Consider the following 14,172-nt stretch of genomic DNA (forward strand, 5'->3'; position numbering starts at 1 on the left):
TCAGGACGGTTGGCAGGGCGGGTCGAACGCCAGCTCGGGGGAGACGTACTTGCGCCACTCCTCCTCGGTCAGGACGTTGTCGTTGGTGACGGCGCAGACGCGGTTCGAGGCGAAGCCCGGATCCAGGTTCCACAGCTGCACCGACTGGTCGTGGCTGCCGGTGGCCAGCGTGGTGTTGGACCTGAAGGCCAGGCCCCACACCGCGTCGGTGTGGCCGGTGAAGGGCTGGCCGAGCGGTTTCGGGTTGGCCGGATCGGAGACGTCCCAGAACCGCACTGCGCCGTCGTTGTCCGAGCTGGCCATGGTGCGGCCGTCCGGGGTGAAGGCCACTGCCGTCACGAAGTTCGTGTGGCCGGTCAGGGGCTGCCCCAGCAGTTCGGCGTTCGCCGGGTCGGAGACGTCCCACAGCCGCACCTTCAGGTCGTATCCGGTGGTGGCCAGGAGATCATCGGTGGGGCCGAAGGCCACCGATTGCACGCTGCCTCCCTCGCTGCTGATCAGCGGCAGAGCTGTCGGCCGTGCCGGGTCGGTGATGTCCAGGAACCGGACCGCGTCGTCGCCTCCCACGGCCAGTTTGCGGTTGTCCGCGCTGAACGCGACCGAATGCGCTTTCTCGCTGCCGATGGGGAAGGGGCCTCCGAGCTGTTCCGGGTGAGCCGGGTCGGCGACGTTCCAGAGCTGGACCGTCCCGTTCTCCCGCGCCCCGGCCAGGATTCTCCCGTTCGGGCTGAACTCGACGGACCACAGTGGACTGGGGTCACCGGCCAAGGCCTGCCCGGCCACCGGGTGCGCTGGCCTGGAGACGTCCCACAACCGCACGGTGCCATCGACGTCCGCGCTGGCCAGCGTGCGCCTGTCGGGGCTGAACGCCACCGACCACACGGCGTCGGTGTGGCCGGTGAGGGGTTCGCCCAGCGGTGCCGGGCGGGTGCCGGTGGAAACGTCCCACAACCGCACGGTCTGGTCATCGCCGCCGCTGGCCAGCGTGCGCCCGTCCGGGCTGAACGCCACCGATCTGACGAAGTGGGTGTGGCCGGTCAGCAGGGTGCGCGGCAGGTGCCACACCCGGATCGTGCCGTCGTTGCTGCTGCTCGCCAGCGCGTTGCCGTCGGGGCTGAACGCCACCGAGCTCACGTAGTTGCCGTGCCCGCTCAGCGGTTCGCCCAGGGCCACCGGGTAGGCGGGATCGGAGATGTTCCACAACCGGATGGTCCGGTCGACACCGGCGCTGGCCAGCACCCGCCCGTCAGGGCTGAAGGCCACCGAGAACACCGGGCCGGTGTGTCCGGTCATCGCCCGGTCCAGCAGCACGGGCTGCGCGGGATCGGAAACGTTCCACAGCAGCGTCTTCTTGTCATCGCTGGACGCGGCCAGGAGCCGCCCGTCCGGGCTGAACACCGCGGACTGGACGTTGCCGTTGTGGCCGTCGAGGTTCTTGCCCAGTGGCGCCGGATTGGCGGGATCGGCGACGTTCCACAGCAACAGCAGCCCGTCTTTCCCGGCAGTGGCGAGCGTGCGGCCGTCGGGGCTGAACGAAGCGGAAGCGAGGTATCCGGAGTACCCGCTGGAGAGAGTTCCCAAGATCACTGGACGCGCCGGGTCGGCGACGTTCCACAACCGCGCCGTGCCGTTCTCCCCCGTGGTGGCCAGCGTGCGCCCGTCCGGGCTGAACGCCACGTCCGAGATCTCGCCGATCTGGTCCGTCAGCGGCTGGCCGAGGAGAACGGGATGCGCCGGGTCCGCGACGTTCCACAGCCGGACCGCGCCGTCGTTGCTCCCGGAGGCGAGGGTGCGCCCGTCCGGGCTGAACGCCGTCTGCGTCGACGTATCGGTGTGCCCGGTCAGCGGCGGCCCGAGCGGCGCGGGACGAGCGGGATCGGAGAGGTTCCACAGCCGCACCGTCTTGTCCTCACCGGTGCTGGCGAGGGTGCGCCCGTCCGGGCTGTAGGTCACCGAGCCCACCCGGCCGGAGTGGCCGGTCAGCAGCGACGAGAGCGGGGTGTTCTCGGCGGCGACGAGGCTCATCCGGACGTCGGGGTCGTCCGGGCGCATGTGGCTGGCGGTGAGGTTCAGCTTGGCCGACAGGGACACGTCGACGTCCTGCAGGCGATCGGCCTGCGCCGTGACCTGGTTGAAGACGGCCTTGTCGCGCTGCCGGAAGGCGTCCGCCGCCGCGAGCGTCGCGACCAGGGCGAGCACGCCGACCAGCGCGACCGCCGTGTAGCCCGCACCGGTGAGCAAGCGCTTCCGCCGGGCGGATGCGCTGAGGAACGCCGAGGCCAGCGTGTTCGCCTCGCCCTGATGCGCCCTGCTCCACGCGCGGGCGTCGTCGAGCCGCTTTCCCCGGTACAGCAGGGCAGGGCTGCGCCCGTCGCGATCCCAGGCGGTGGCGTCCTCGTCGAGCGCCTGGCGGATCAGGTTGCCGGACCGGTCGTCGTCGATCCAGCGGCGCAGCCGGGGCCAGGCGCGGAGCAGGACCTCGTGGGTGATCTCGACGGTGTCCTGCTGCTGGGTGAGCAGGCGGGCCCGGGTGAACCTCTCCAGCACGTCCCGCGCGATCTGCTGATCGGGCAGATCGGCCAGCAGCTCGGAGCGGGACATCCGCCTGCGGGTGTCCTCGGTGCCGTCGCCGATCTTGACCAGCCGCAGGAGCAGGGTCCGCGCGGCATGCTGCTCGGTGGAGAGGAGCGCGTCGTACACACCGTCGGCGGTGGTCGCCACCGCGTGCTGGATCCCGCCCGTTCTGCCGTATCCGGCGACGGTGAGCTGATCGCCTTCGCGCACCTGCCAGGTGACCCGCAGCGCGTGGGCCAGCAGCGGCAGTCGCCCGGCCTCGTACCCGGCTGCGTCGTCGTCGGGCACGCCGAGATCGCGCAGCAGGATGCTGACCAGCGCTTCTTCGACTCCCAGGCGCGCCCTCCGCGCCGGGAAGACGATCGCTTGGCGCAGTTCCAGCCGGCTCATCGGGCCGACGACGACCTGCCCGTTCTGCAACGCGTCGCGCAGCTGGGGGTGGTCGGTGCACTGCGCGTAGAAGTCGGCGCGCAGCGCGTAGACCACCAGCGCGGTCGGGGCTCCGCCGCCCGGCCCTGGTTGGGCGAGGTGCGAGAGCAGCGCGAGGAAGCGCTGCCGTTCCGCCACGTCGGTGCACATCGTGAACAGCTCTTCGAGCTGGTCGACGATCACCACCAGGCTCGCCCCCGATTCCTCCCCGGCGGCCGCCCGTTCGCGCAGCGCCTCACGCAGGCGTTCGCCGAGCTGAACGGGATCGGTGAACTGCTGCTGGATCTCGTCCGGGTCGTCACCGATGAGACCGACGAGCTCGGCGGCGAAGGCGCGAACCGGGTCGCCGGTGGGGGTGAACAGCAGCCGGGGCCAACGCGCGGAACCCGGCAGCGCGCCTGCTGCGAGCATGGGGATCAGCCCGGCTTGGAGCAGCGAGGACTTCCCCGCCCCGGAGGGCGCGACGACGACCAGCGGGCCGTGCTCGTCCTTCCGCCGCTGGTCGAGGCGCTGCAGGAGGTCGGCGACGAGGTGGTCGCGGCCGAAGAACCACTGCTGGTCCGCCGGGCCGAACGCCGCCATGTCGGTCGGGTACGGGCAGATGCCATCCGTCGGGAGCGCGCGGTGCGTCGACCGGCCCTCACGGTCGTAGAAGTGGAAGTGCTGATCGCGGAGCGACTGGAAGATGTTCGCGAATTCGGACGCACGAGCCGAGAGGTGGGGCGCTCCGGCCTTCTCGTCGGGCTTCACCGCTCGTTGAAGTGCATGTCGCGGCCGGCCTGGTAGACCCTGCCGTGCTCGGACGCCCTGCCGTACATCGTCGAGGTGCTGCTCTCCGGCAGCGCGGGGCGCAGCTCCTCGATCAACCGGCTCAGTTCGGTGGCCAGCTCGGGGTTCTTGTTGAGCAAGCGGTGCAGCCGGGACCGCCATTCCGCGGTGAGCGCTTCCCCCGCGGCCTCTTCATCGCCGGTTCGGGCGGCCGCCAGCGCTTCCTCTCGGGAGCCGTCGAAATCCGCTTCCACGGTCTCGGCCTGCTCGGGGTGCACTCGGCGCCACAGCGCTCCGAGCCCGTTCTTGGCCTGTTGCCACGCACTGGTCGTCAGCGATTCCACCAGCGTGTTCGCCGCGGACGACGCCAAGGCGGCGAGTTCGGGATCCATTTCGTCCCCCCGATGAAGGGCTATTGGGTGCTCGACTTGGTCGGTGACCATAGACCACCGCATTGGTCGCGCGGTTGGGAATCGAAAAGGTTCACGCCGACGTCGAAAGGATTCCGAAATTCGCGGAATATGCCATGAATGGGCGAGCTCTTCATCGTTCACAGAATGTGAAGCGATTTCTGATTCGATGGGCCGAACGGTCACCGCGCCGTTCGGGCCTGGAGAGGGAGATCACCCCAGGTGTGGCCAGGGGGTCGACACGGAACTCAAGGTTGATATTTTGTTGAACATGCAGGTAGATCCTCTGAGGGACGGCTTGTCCGGGGTTCGTCGCGCCGCAGTGGTCCTGGCGGGTGCCGGGCTGACCGCGCTGCTGGTGGCGGGGTGCGGCTCGGGCGGCCAGGCGGCGTCCGAGTCAGGCGAGGCCTCGGCGTCCGCCGACGCGCAGGCCGCGCCGCTGCCGGTCGTGGATGACGTGGACGAGGCTGTCGGTGCCACCGGCGAGGGCGACACCACCGGGCAGGACGAATCCGCCGACGACTACCAGGGCGGCGACCACCGGGGCGGCGGGGCTCCGCTGATCGTCCGGGCCAACGGCACCTCGCTGACCGAGGACTGCGCGGCCCGGAAGGTCATCGTGCTGGCCAGCGACGCCGACCTGACGCTCAACGGCGCCTGCTCGCTGGTCAAGGTCCAGGGCGGCAACTCCACCGTCGACGTGGGCTCCGCGCAGAAGATCATCGCGGTCGGCCCCGGCAGCGCGGTGCACTACGCCTCCGGCCGGCCGCAGGTGGTCAACAAGGGCGGCACCGTCTCCCAGGGCGGCTCGGCGACACCCTGACCGTTCCGCAGGTGAAAGCCCGTGAGCGTTTTGTGGGGTTATAGCACCACAAAACGCTCACGGGCTCTGCCTGCGCCGATCGGTCAGGCCGGGTTGTGCCCGAAGTGGACCGTCTTCGCGGTGAGCAGGAAGAGGTCCGGGCGCTGGTCGAGGCCCATCGGGTCGGCCGGGTCCAGCAGGCGGTCCAGCGCGGCGAGGTCCTCGGCGTCCAGGTGGTCCTGGAGGCCGTGGCGGTAGCGCTCGGCCGTTCCGCGCAGCCACCGCCGGGTTCCGTCGTCCAGCGGGGCCGGGCGGTCGACCAGGAAGGTCTTGCTGCGGGTGCCGTCGAGGCCTGCCGCGCGCAGCATGTCGGCCCAGGTCTCCACCGTCGCGACCGAGCCGGGCAGTTCGGCGCGCATCTGGTTGAACCGCTCGGACATCGCCGCGTCGATGCGCGACTGCAGTCCGGGTCGGCCGAAGCCGAAGTCGTGCGGCAGCCAGCGGGTCGGCAGCCCGCCCTCCACGACCGCCAGCACGCCGCCCGGCGCCAGCAGCCGCGCCAGCCGGTCCAGCGCGTCCTGCTGGTCGCCGACGTGGTGCACGGTCTGCGCCGTCCAGATCAGGTCCGCGGTGCCGAGGTCGTCCAGCCCGGCCGGGAACTCGGCGACCTGGGTGCGCAGTTCGACCCCGAGCCGCTTCGCCCGCTGCTCGGCCCGCGCCAGCAGCTCCGGCGTGCCGTCGACGGCGGTCACCTCGGCCTTCGGGAACGCGGCCGCCAGCTGGCAGGCGGCCACGCCCGGGCCGCTGCCGACGTCCGTGATCCGCCGCGGCTCCAGCTGCGCCAGCTCGGCCAGCGCCAGCTGCACGTAGGGCCGGTACGCCTCCCCTTCGAGTTCGAGCACGTCGGCCATCGCCGCCCAGTCGTGGTCGGTCATCTGCACTCCAATCCCGGTTGTCCTGCCACCACGGTGCGCTCGGCCTCGCCGACTTGACAAATCCTGTTGCTGTTTCTGCAATACGAGCATGGATGAAGTGCTCGCCGCGGTCGGACCGCGCCTCAAGGGCATCCGCCAGCAGCGCAAGTGCACGCTGGCGGCGCTGTCGGAGAAGACCGGGATCTCGGTCAGCACGCTCTCGCGCCTGGAGTCGGGGCAGCGCAAACCGAGCCTGGAACTGCTGCTGCCGATCGCGCACGCCCACCAGGTGCCGCTGGACGAACTGGTCGGCGCGCCGCCGGTCGGCGACCCGCGGGTGCGGATGAAGCCGTTCAAGCAGGGCGACGCCACCACGATCGTGCCGCTCACCCAGCAGCCGGGCGGGCTGCAGGCGTTCAAGATGATCATCGGCCCGGAGCGCAGCGAACCCGACCAGCGCACCCACGAGGGCTACGAGTGGCTCTACGTGCTCAGCGGCAAGCTGCGGCTGGTGCTGGCCCAGCACGACGTGGTGCTCAAGGTGGGCGAAGCGGCCGAGTTCGACACCCGCGTCCCGCACTGGTTCGGCAGCACCGGCGAAGCGCCGGTGGAGGTGCTCAGCCTCTTCGGCCCGCAGGGCGAGAAGATGCACGTCCGCGCCAAGCCCCGCGGCGCGTGACTTCCCGCTGTCCCGCCTCTCCGGGATTTTCAGTGGTGGTTGCGTTTCGGAGTGATCTTGCGTTGTGGGGGTTTCTTGTGGCTGGGTTGCGTCACGGTCCCCTGAGGTGCGGTTGAGCAGGACTGGGGTGGACACAGAGGTGTCACGCGCTGTCAGCTCCCGCTCGTGATCTTGCTGATCACGAGGGCGGTCAGCTCGGTCGCCGGCCGCTTGAGGTTGGCACCATCGGCGCGGGTGTCGTAGCTGATCTTGTAGATGACGTTGCGGTACCGGCTGATGACCTCCACCTTGTTGTCGGTGACTTCCCGCAGCATCGCCTCGTCGGCGCCGGGCACGTGCACGTCGCCGGCCTTGCGGCTCGCCCTGCCCTCGCGTTCCATCTCCTCCTTCGCCTGGTCGACGCCGGACTGCTGGGAGGTGGCGTGCCAGATGTAGCTGGTGGCCCACACGCTGGTGTTGGGGACCTTGTCATCGCGGAAGGTGTCGCGGTTGCTCCAGCTGCACTGCGCGCTCTCCTTCGTCTTCGTCTGGCTGCCGAAGGAGCTGGGTTCGTAGTCCGTGCGGCCGGGGATGTACGGCGCGACCTCGTTCTCCTCGAAGAGCGCGCAGCCCAGAGGGGCCTTCGGCAGGTCCAGCGAGGTGTTGACCACCGGCTTCTCCTCCTTGGCCAACTCCTCCATCAAGAAGAGGCCGCCCACCGCGGCGCCGGCGAGGAGCACCACGCCCACCACGGCCAGCACGGCGATCAGCGGGCCTTTGCTCTTGCGCTTGCCCTGCTGCGGCGGCATCTGCCCCCACTGGGGGTACGCGTGCTGGACGTACTGCTGCGGATGCTGCTGGCCCTGCGGAACCTGCTGCGGGTACTGCCCGTGGGGCTGTCCCTCCTGCGGGTACTGCTGCGGCGGGCCGGGGTGGGTCATCGAAGCTCCTCGACAAGGTTTTGCGGATCAGCATCGAAGCACGTGAATCGCCCTCGTTCTCCTGTTTTCGGGCAAATGTCATGCGTTCGACGCGTTCGCCCGCTTCAGCGTGCGGAGCGCCTCACCGCCCTCGGTCGCACCACCCGTCACATTGCGTGAGCTGCGCTGCCCACCTCCGCGGCCGGATCCCCGGTTTGCCCAGGTGGACGTGCTCGTGGGGCATTCCCATACTGAGGACATCGACCTCGAAGGGCTCGACGGCAGCGAGTCGGAGAGGGGTGCGTGATGGGTCGCGCGGTGGGCATCGATCTGGGGACGACCAACTCCGTGGTGGCGGTCCTGGAGGGCGGTGAACCGACGGTGATCGCCAACTCCGAGGGCTCGCGGACCACGCCCTCGGTGGTGGCGTTCGCGAAGAACGGCGATCTGCTGACCGGTCAGCCCGCGAAGAACCAGGCGGTCACCAACGTGGACCGCACCATCCGGTCGGTCAAGCGGCACATGGGCACCGACTGGAAGGTGCAGATCGACGACAAGGCCTACACCTCGCAGGAGATCAGCGCTCGCGTGCTGATGAAGCTCAAGCGGGACGCCGAGTCGTACTTGGGCGAGGAGGTCACCGACGCGGTCGTCACCGTCCCGGCCTACTTCGACGACTCGCAGCGGCAGACGACCAAGGAAGCGGGGCAGATCGCCGGTCTGAACGTGCTGCGGATCGTCAACGAGCCGACCGCGGCCGCGCTGGCCTACGGCCTGGAGAAGGGCGAGAAGGAGCAGACCATCCTGGTCTTCGACCTCGGTGGCGGCACCTTCGACGTCTCGCTGCTCGACGTCGGCGAAGGGCTGGTCGAGGTCAAGGCGACCTCGGGCGACACCCACCTCGGTGGTGACGACTGGGACGAGCGCATCGTCGAGTGGCTGGTGGAGAAGTTCCGGGCGTCGTCGGGCATCGACCTGACCAAGGACCGGATGGCCATGCAGCGGATCAAGGAAGCCGCGGAGAAGGCCAAGATCGAGCTCTCCAGCTCTTCGCAGACCAGCATCAACCTGCCCTACATCACGGTCGACGCGGACAAGAACCCGCTGTTCCTGGACGAGACGCTCTCCCGCGCCGAGTTCGAGCGGATCACCTCCGACCTGCTGGAGCGCTGCCGCAAGCCGTTCGGCAACGCGATCCGGGACGCCGGGATCAAGGTCGGCGACATCGACCACGTGGTGCTGGTGGGCGGCGCGACGCGGATGCCCGCGGTGACCGACCTGGTGCGCGAGCTGACCGACGGCAAGGAGCCGAACAAGGGCGTGAACCCGGACGAGGTCGTCGCGGTCGGCGCCAGCCTGCAGGCCGGTGTGCTGCGCGGTGAGGTCAAGGACGTCCTGCTGCTCGACGTCACCCCGCTGTCCCTGGGCATCGAGACCAAGGGCGGCATCATGACCAAGCTGATCGAGCGCAACACCACGATCCCGACCAAGCGCTCCGAGACCTTCACCACCGCCGACGACAACCAGCCGTCGGTGATGATCCAGGTGTTCCAGGGCGAGCGCGAGATCGCCGCGCACAACAAGAAGCTCGGCATGTTCGAGCTCACCGGACTGCCGCCGGCGCCGCGCGGTCTGCCGCAGATCGAGGTCACCTTCGACATCGACGCCAACGGCATCGTGCACGTCTCGGCGAAGGACCTGGGCACCGGTCGCCACCAGTCCATCAAGATCAGCGGTGGCTCGGCGCTGCCGAAGGACGACATCGACCGGATGGTCAAGGACGCCGAGGCGCACGCCGACGAGGACCGCAAGCGCCGCGAGGAGGCCGAGACCCGAAACCAGGCCGAGACCCTCGTCTACCAGACCGAGAAGGTCCTCACCGACAACGCGGACAAGATCCCGGCCGACACGCGCAACCAGGTGCAGGACGCGATCAAGGAAGTCAACGAAGCGCTCAAGGGCGAAGACGTGGAACGCATCCGTTCGGCGGTCGACCACCTGGCGACCGCCTCGCAGGCCATCGGCCAAGCGATGTACGGGCGCCAGGCGCAGCAGGACGCCGGACCGGAGGAACCGGAGCAGGCGGCGGAGGACGTCGTCGACGCCGAGGTCGTCGACGAGGAGGACAAGAAGAAGGAGTGACCAGCGGATTCGCTTCGGGGTGACAATTTTCGGAATATTCCTCCGGAAATTCGCGAGAATGCATCGCGTCCGCCGAACGGGGTAGGTGCGCGTGGTTCCCGGCCGCTCCCCGGAATTGCCGCGTTCCTCTGTGGACGGTCGCTGGTCTGTTCCGGTGATTGAGTTCCCGGCTTCTGGATTGATGTCGCGGTCTGGCTAGTCTCGAAGGTCCTCGAAAGTTCCGTGCGTGCGGCATTGCGAGGTCTGGGGTGGAGTGCAGCTTCTGGGAATTCGGCGCGATCGTGCGGCACGAGAAGGCACGTCGCGAGACCGGGGGAGCCGGAGCGCGGCGCAGGTTCGACATCCCCGCGTTCATCACGTCCCGCGACAGCGGGCTGGACCAGCCGGCGAACCCGGAGGAGGTGCTGGAGGCTGCCGAGGCGAGCGTCCGCGCCAGAGGATGGATCGCCGGCGGCCGGCTGAGCGACGAGTGGTACGAGATCGTGTCGGCCCTGGTCCACGGCCGCTCCCTGACGTACCTGTACCTCACCGAACCCGGCCGGCCGGAAACCCGCGCCGTGGCGGCGGTGAGCAACCTGGCGTTCCGCATCGTCCTCCGCGGCGACCAGGTGTGGATCGACGAAGTCGCCACCAGCGAGGCGGAACGATCGGTGGTGGAATGCCTCCCGGAAGTCAACCCGGCGAACGGGCGAAGCGTCCTGCTGCCAACGGAACTCCTCGCGGCGGCGGCGCTGGAAGCGGAGAACCACAAGGCGGACCAGGGAGACTGGATCGCCTACGAACTCGGCAAGGCCGACATCGACCCGGCCGACGCTCGTGAGGCGGGGCGACTGGCGAGGATGGCAGACCGCGTGACGGGGCAGTTCAACGTCGCGATCAGGGATGGTGTCGGCCGGAAGCGTTTTGCACCGTGGGCTATTACCGTTCACCACAATTCTTCTGGGCGCGTCGCGCAGATTCCGCAACCGCCGGATGGGGTAGAAGTGCTGGTATCTCCGGGGGATGTTGGCGTGATTGCTGCGGCGCTCCGCGGTTACCACGAAGAGATGCGCACGTGTGCTGAATGCCGGCGGTGAACCCGAAAGCAGGATTCGATGAACACGAACTGATGAAGATTGCGTGAAGACCATCCCGGAACTGTTGGCTTTCCGGCTGAAGCTGACAGTATCAGGCGCAATGAAGCCTCTTTCCAGGGGGATCAGGTGAATGTTCCGATATCGCCGCGAACGGCAGCGGAGCTGACAGCGGAAGGCGTTCTGACCCCGTTCGATCTGGTCAGCGGCGCGGCGTTGATCGCCGTGGGAACCTACGCCGGTACCGAGACCTTCCACATCCAGCCCGAGCAGCTCCCGAAGGTGCTGGCGGGTTTGGACGAGGTCCGGGCCAAGTTCGAGTTCGCCCGAGACCAGGCGATGCGGCTCGCGAACTTCCGGGCGCCAGCCGACGATGACGTGACCATGAGTGCTGCCCAGAAGATTCGTGAACGTGCGCACGGTGGAGAAGGCAGCCTGTTCGATACGGCCGAAGCTCTGATCGTCTGGATTGAGGCGTTCGAGAAGGCTGTTCAGGCGGCGATCCGGGACCATCAGCGCATCGATGAGGACAACAGGATGGGTGGCTGACCTGTGCAGGCGAAACAAGTCGTGCTCATCGTTGTCGTCGCTGTGGGCACTCTGCTCCTGGGTGCAGGAATCTGGTACACGTCCTACACCCTTGCAGTAGCCAAAGACCCTGTTGTTCAACAGAATCCGCCGATGGAGGCAGACCCGTTTCACATCGACCAGCCGAAGAGCCTCAAGACCATCAGCGACCCCTGCCAGCTGCTGAACCCACAGCAACTCAAGCAACTCGCCTCGCTGCCGACCGGCGTCCCAGAGGAGAGTCTCTGGGATCAGCAGGCTTGCCGCTGGCGGAACCGGCAGCTCACGGTCAGCATCTCACCTGATACCACGCAGGGGCTGGGGTTGAAGAACACGGCGAAGAACGTCTCGGACGGTGTTCCGACAGGCGAGGTTTCCGGGTACCCGGTGGTGCACTACGGGCAGAGCGCCGGATCCTGCGGAACCTACGTCGGTACTTCGGCGACCGAGCTTCTGCTGGTCAGCTTCCAGGTCGGAGCGGATGGCCGGAGCAATCCGGAGTATGCGGATCCGTGCGCGATGTCTGACAAGATCACGGACATGGTGCTGTCAAATCTTCCGGAGGAGTAACGGAAATTCTTTCGGATGGGTCAGGATCTGGGGGAATGATGGGAGCTTTCGACTGGCTGTTCGGGAAGCAAGTGGTACCGGGGCAGGCTCAGGCCGTATTCGATCATGTGAAGACGTACAACCAGGTCGTGCCTGGGTCGGTCGTTCCGATGTCTCACGTCGGGGCGGCGTGGCAAAGAGAGGTGCGCGATGCATTCGTGGACGCTGATGCCGCGTTGAGCCGGGTGTTGAAGGACTCCGAGGTCTTGATGCAGGGCGGAGCGGCCGATCAGGCGCGCGAGGCGGTTACTCCGTTGGCCCGTGCGACTCGGGAAGCGAGCGAGATCGCGGAGCTGACAGGTAAGGCGGTGGAGGAGCAGGCCGACGTGTCGGCTGACTTCAAGAACGCTTTCCCGGAACCGCACCGGGTTCCGCCGGACAACATCGGCTGGGGTGACTACGTCAACCCGTATGCGTTCGCGCTGAAGTCGGGAGTCCGGGCGGGGCACGAGGAAGTGCGGGACCAGATCGAAGCGCAGGCGCGGCAGCAGTACGAGGACTACGCCCGCAGTACGAACGAGCGGATCAACGGCATCCAACAGTTCTCGCCGCCGCCCAAGTTCACCGCCGACGTCGAGCCCGCGAAGACCGACCCGGTGCACAAGGTCGAGCCGACCAGCAGCCACACCACCGCCAAGCCCGAGGCGGAGCAGCCCGCGGTGCCGCCGGTGGCTGATCCCGGGCCGCCGTCGGTGCCGGACCAACCGGCCGCCGCGGCCGCCGCACCCGTGGCGCCCGCTGAGTCCGGCTCGGCGTGGGTGGCGCCTGCTGCGGGCGGCAGCCCGGTGGCAGGTGGGAGTGCTCCTGCCCCCGGCGGCGCTGGCGGGGTGGCCGGGGGCGTGGTCGTGCCGCCGGGCGGGAGCGGCGGTCGCCCGGCTTCGCCCGGGACAGGGCGTGGCGGTGGCACCGGGACCGGCCGGGGTGGTGACACGGGGAAGGGCCTTCCCGGTGGCGGTCGTTCCGGGAGTGGCGGCGGCTCGACGCCTCCGGGCTCCACCGGTTCCGCGAGCCCGGCCGCGCGCTGGGCGTCCGGCAGCGGCGGTGTGGCCGGTGGGGCGCCTGCGGCTGGTGGGCGGCAGAAGGAGGAGGACAAGGAGCACGGTCGCAAGTTCGTCAAGGGCGACCGGGGTGCGTGGAGCGATCTCGAGATCCCCAAGGTCGCTCCGCCGGTGTTCGGCGACTGGGAGGCCGAGGCGCGCAAGGGCAAGCCGCCGCGACCTCCCGAGCAGACATGATCGGCCGGGGCAGCGTGCCGATGCCGGAACGATCGCCGGTCGGTTAGCCTTCTGGCCGTGCTCTTCTTCGTGATCGCCGCTGTGCTGTTCGGCATCTTCCTGATCGGCTTCATCCGCGACCGGCGTCGGGTGCGCAACGGCGTCTACCTGTTCTTCTGCCTGATGTTCGTGCTCGCCGGGCTGCTGTTCGAACTCGCCAAGATCAACGAGTTCGCCGCGGCGCTGACCCTCGCGGTGCTGGTGATCATGGTGCCGGTGACGGTGCTGGTGCTCGCCGGGTTCCTGATCGCCAACGGGATCACGATGCTGCGCCGGGAGGGCAGGCGGGTGGCGAACCTGCTGTCGCTGGCCGCCGGGCTCGGGATCATCGGGTTGATCGTGCTGAGCTTCGTGGCCAACTACTTCCAGCTGGGCGCGGTCTCGGCGTTCGTCAACGCCGTGACCAGCGTGCTGTTCTACGTGTCGTTCCTGTTCGTGTGCTTCCTGCTGTACTCCTTCGTCTACGGCAAGTTCCCGCACAAGACCGATGTCGACTTCATCGTGGTGCTCGGCTCCGGCCTGCTCGGTTCCCGGGTGCCGCCGCTGCTGGCCAGCAGGCTCGACCGGGGCCGCGCGGTGTTCGAGGCCGAGCGCGCACGGGGCAGGGAACCGCTGCTGGTCACCTCCGGCGGGCAGGGGCCGGGCGAGGAGCTGCCCGAGGCGCGTGCGATGGCCGACTACCTGATCGAGCGCGGGGTGCCCGCCGAGCAGGTCCTGGTCGAGGACCAGTCGCGCACCACCGACCAGAACCTCCGGTTCAGCAAGGCGATCATGGCGGAGGTCAAGCCGGACTTCCGCTGCCTGGTGGTCACCAACAACTTCCACGTGATGCGGGCCGCGCGCATCGCCCGCGCGGAGAAGGTCAACGGCCAGGTGATCGGTTCGCCCACCGCGCGGTACTACTGGCCGAGCGCGACGATCCGCGAGTTCGTGGCGGTCTTCCTCTCGCACAAGGTGATCAACGGCGGCATCTGCGTGCTGCTGTTCCTCGGCGGCCTGGCCCCGAACTCCTGAGGCCGGGGCACGGGTTCG

12 protein-coding genes are annotated in these 14,172 nt (G+C 68.6%); 8 read left to right on the top strand and 4 right to left on the bottom strand.

The features are described 5' to 3' along the window. Both OU416_RS31955 and OU416_RS31960 read right to left on the bottom strand, forming a co-directional pair. Positions 1 to 3,753: an nSTAND1 domain-containing NTPase gene (locus tag OU416_RS31955; protein ID WP_270930785.1), complete on the bottom strand. Its 3,753-nt coding sequence runs from the start codon at positions 3,751 to 3,753 to the stop codon at positions 1 to 3. Further along, entirely contained in the window at positions 3,750 to 4,163 is a 414-nt protein-coding gene (locus tag OU416_RS31960; protein ID WP_270930786.1) for a hypothetical protein, read from the bottom strand. Before OU416_RS31960 ends, OU416_RS31955 begins: the two co-directional genes overlap by 4 nt. A 289-nt stretch (positions 4,164 to 4,452) precedes the next feature. On the opposite strand from OU416_RS31960, the gene OU416_RS31965 reads away from it, so the two are divergent. Continuing rightward, complete coding sequence (locus tag OU416_RS31965; RefSeq protein WP_270930787.1) at positions 4,453 to 5,004, top strand: DUF3060 domain-containing protein; 552 nt, start codon at positions 4,453 to 4,455, stop codon at positions 5,002 to 5,004. Between the two features lie 83 nt (positions 5,005 to 5,087). Here the strand turns inward: OU416_RS31965 and OU416_RS31970 are convergent, their stop codons facing one another. Further along, positions 5,088 to 5,918, bottom strand: coding sequence for a class I SAM-dependent methyltransferase (locus OU416_RS31970; RefSeq protein ID WP_270930788.1), 831 nt, complete (start codon positions 5,916 to 5,918; stop codon positions 5,088 to 5,090). Between the two features lie 88 nt (positions 5,919 to 6,006). Here OU416_RS31970 and OU416_RS31975 point away from each other — a divergent pair, with 88 nt between their 5' ends. Further along, on the top strand, positions 6,007 to 6,576 hold the full coding sequence (locus OU416_RS31975; RefSeq protein WP_270930789.1) for a helix-turn-helix domain-containing protein: 570 nt from the start codon (positions 6,007 to 6,009) through the stop codon (positions 6,574 to 6,576). A 152-nt stretch (positions 6,577 to 6,728) separates the two neighbouring features. On the opposite strand, the gene OU416_RS31980 is transcribed toward OU416_RS31975, so the two are convergent. After that, the gene (locus OU416_RS31980) at positions 6,729 to 7,496 is read right to left on the bottom strand and encodes a hypothetical protein (RefSeq protein WP_270930790.1); all 768 of its coding nucleotides are present in this window, start codon (positions 7,494 to 7,496) and stop codon (positions 6,729 to 6,731) included. Positions 7,497 to 7,781: 285 nt separating this feature from the next. On the opposite strand from OU416_RS31980, the gene dnaK reads away from it, so the two are divergent. From dnaK to OU416_RS32010, 6 genes are all read left to right on the top strand, one after another. Further along, positions 7,782 to 9,617 carry a molecular chaperone DnaK gene (gene dnaK, locus OU416_RS31985; RefSeq protein ID WP_270930791.1) on the top strand — a complete coding sequence of 612 codons (1,836 nt, stop codon included), beginning with the start codon at positions 7,782 to 7,784 and terminating at the stop codon, positions 9,615 to 9,617. A gap of 248 nt (positions 9,618 to 9,865) precedes the next feature. Then, a complete protein-coding gene (locus tag OU416_RS31990) occupies positions 9,866 to 10,693 on the top strand; it encodes an ESX secretion-associated protein EspG (protein ID WP_270930792.1) in 828 nt (275 codons plus the stop codon). 126 nt (positions 10,694 to 10,819) lie between these two features. Beyond that, positions 10,820 to 11,239 carry a hypothetical protein gene (locus tag OU416_RS31995; protein WP_270930793.1) on the top strand — a complete coding sequence of 140 codons (420 nt, stop codon included), beginning with the start codon at positions 10,820 to 10,822 and terminating at the stop codon, positions 11,237 to 11,239. Between the two features lie 21 nt (positions 11,240 to 11,260). Then, entirely contained in the window at positions 11,261 to 11,827 is a 567-nt protein-coding gene (locus tag OU416_RS32000; protein ID WP_270930794.1) for a DUF3558 domain-containing protein, read from the top strand. Positions 11,828 to 11,865: 38 nt separating this feature from the next. Further along, a complete protein-coding gene (locus tag OU416_RS32005; RefSeq protein WP_270930795.1) occupies positions 11,866 to 13,101 on the top strand; it encodes a hypothetical protein in 1,236 nt (411 codons plus the stop codon). Between the two features lie 57 nt (positions 13,102 to 13,158). Continuing rightward, positions 13,159 to 14,154: a YdcF family protein gene (locus tag OU416_RS32010; protein ID WP_270930796.1), complete on the top strand. Its 996-nt coding sequence runs from the start codon at positions 13,159 to 13,161 to the stop codon at positions 14,152 to 14,154. Positions 14,155 to 14,172 lie beyond the last annotated feature (18 nt).

This window comes from Saccharopolyspora indica (assembly GCF_027853965.1).
Taxonomy (GTDB): domain Bacteria; phylum Actinomycetota; class Actinomycetes; order Mycobacteriales; family Pseudonocardiaceae; genus Saccharopolyspora; species Saccharopolyspora indica.